The following is a 634-nucleotide window of genomic DNA, read 5'->3' as shown; positions in this document are numbered from 1 at the left end:
TAACGAAGAAGCAGAACATTATCTAACTCAAGGAAATTTTGAAAAAGCTTATGCTTCTGGGTTTTCCATTCAGTTAATGTTAGCCATACTTACTTCATTAATGATTATATCATTAATGAAGTAAGTATGGCTAACATTAACTGAATGGAAAACCCAGAAGCAGCAGCATTAAAATTTAACGAAGAAGCAGAACATTATCTAACTCAAGGAAATTTTGAAAAAGCTTATGCTTCTGGGTTTTCCATTCAGTTAATGTTAGCCATACTTACTTCATTAATGATTATATCATTAATGAAGTAAGTATGGCTAACATTAACTGAATGGAAAACCCAGAAGCAGCAGCATTAAAATTTAACGAAGAAGCAGAACATTATCTAACTCAAGGAAATTTTGAAAAAGCTTATGCTTCTGGGTTTTCCATTCAGTTAATGTTAGCCATACTTACTTCATTAATGATTATATCATTAATGAAGTAAGTATGGCTAACATTAACTGAATGGAAAACCCAGAAGCAGCAGCATTAAAATTTAACGAAGAAGCAGAACATTATCTAACTCAAGGAAATTTTGAAAAAGCTTATGCTTCTGGGTTTTCCATTCAGTTAATGTTAGCCATACTTACTTCATTAATGATT

Annotated in this window: 2 protein-coding genes; both read left to right on the top strand. The window is 31.2% G+C overall.

Translation table 11 applies throughout. The features are described 5' to 3' along the window. The first annotated feature begins 144 nt into the window (after window positions 1–144). Complete coding sequence (locus D5R40_RS36850) at window positions 145–300, top strand: hypothetical protein (protein WP_161565200.1); 156 nt, start codon at window positions 145–147, stop codon at window positions 298–300. Window positions 301–320: 20 nt separating this feature from the next. After that, the gene (locus D5R40_RS36845) at window positions 321–476 is read left to right on the top strand and encodes a hypothetical protein (protein WP_161565200.1); all 156 of its coding nucleotides are present in this window, start codon (window positions 321–323) and stop codon (window positions 474–476) included. Window positions 477–634: the final 158 nt, after the last annotated feature.

It is taken from the genome of Okeania hirsuta (genome assembly GCF_003838195.1).
Classification (GTDB): domain Bacteria; phylum Cyanobacteriota; class Cyanobacteriia; order Cyanobacteriales; family Microcoleaceae; genus Okeania; species Okeania hirsuta.
This window is presented reverse-complemented; position numbering and strand designations above follow the sequence as displayed.